Annotated in this window: 2 protein-coding genes; both read right to left on the bottom strand. The window is 43.9% G+C overall.

Translation table 11 applies throughout. The features are described 5' to 3' along the window. Window positions 1-50: 50 nt before the first annotated feature. Entirely contained in the window at window positions 51-947 is an 897-nt protein-coding gene (locus ESY88_RS20650; protein WP_147088596.1) for an IS3 family transposase, read from the bottom strand. Then, window positions 947-1,258 (bottom strand): transposase, encoded by a 312-nt coding sequence (locus ESY88_RS20655; RefSeq protein WP_147088597.1) that lies wholly within the window; start codon window positions 1,256-1,258, stop codon window positions 947-949. The genes ESY88_RS20650 and ESY88_RS20655 overlap by 1 nt, the downstream gene beginning before the upstream one ends. Window positions 1,259-1,320: the final 62 nt, after the last annotated feature.

The following is a 1,320-nucleotide window of genomic DNA, read 5'->3' on the forward strand; positions in this document are numbered from 1 at the left end:
TGTTTTGACCCCTATAAAACAAGAGTAATCTTTTAAATTTCGGTTATTGATTAAGCGGTTAATTTTTTCATTATAATCAGGTGCTTATCCGCGTTCCATTTCTCCATTGGCGTAATTCGCCCCAACAGCCCGTGAAGCCTACGATTGTTGTAAAATTTCACGTACCGTTTCAATATCTGCTCTATCTCACCGAAATAGTGGTAGTCGAATCTTCTAAAGACCTCCTTTTTCAATATCCCGTGATAAGCCTCAATGTGGGCGTTTTCCTCTGGCGTCGCGACGTGCGTGAACTCTTGCTGCACTCCAATCATACCTAGGTACTCACGTACTTTTTTTGCGATAAACTGGCTTCCGTTGTCACTTCTGATGACCACGCTATCGGGATAGTCATAGTCTTCAAACAGCAGGGAAAGAAGCGCTATGACCTGGTCTTGCTTTATGTTGAAAGAAAAATAGTCTTTTAATATCCTGCGTGTATGGACATCGATCACAGAGAGCAGATAGGCATTCTTGCCCACACTGGGTATCCAGACCATCTTTATATCCATCTCCAGGCACTGCAATGGCCTATTGGTGTGGACCTTCCTGAATTTGACAAATTTACGTCCAGAGCCACTTCTGTCTATTCTGTCGTCAAGCTTCAGCAGACCTTCCTCTTTCATGATCCTATACAGTTTTTTGTGATTGATGACATAGCCGTCCCTTTTCAAATAGCTGGTCATCAAGCGGTATCCACAATCTATGAACTCGTGTCTTAGGAAATCCTTTACCGAAGCCACCACAGTGTCCTGCGACACCAGGCCCCTGCTATCGTGGAAAGTGTGCGTGGATGGCTTGTTTCCCTTTTTCCCGCCGCCGGGCTCCCTGTAATAGCTGCTCTCAACAATGCCCACCATCTTTATGATCTTTGTCTTGCTGCACCTGTGTTTTCCATGGATGGCATCCACTAGATCTTTCTTGGATCGGACGTCCCAAACTTTTTTTTTAAGAGTTCTCGCTGTACCTCAAGCTCAATTTCTCTATCACTGAGCAGCTTCCGCAGTACACGGTTTTCTTCCTCTGACGCCTTGAGTTCTTTGCTTTTGGTGTCATAGGTGACTTTCAGGCCCGCTTCGCCATTGTGTTCAAACTTCTTTTTCCAGCTGTAAAATGTACCGGTACTCACACCGTGTTTACGGCAGCTCTCAACGATCCCTATCTCGTCTGAAGTCGATAGTATTTCCAACTTCTGCTCTAAAGTCCATTTCTTGTATTTCATATCTCAAATATATTAATTTTGAAATCTAAAATATCACTCCGAACTTATTGGGGGCTAAAGTA

This window comes from Subsaximicrobium wynnwilliamsii, from assembly GCF_007997225.1.
Taxonomy (GTDB): Bacteria; Bacteroidota; Bacteroidia; order Flavobacteriales; family Flavobacteriaceae; genus Psychroserpens; species Psychroserpens wynnwilliamsii.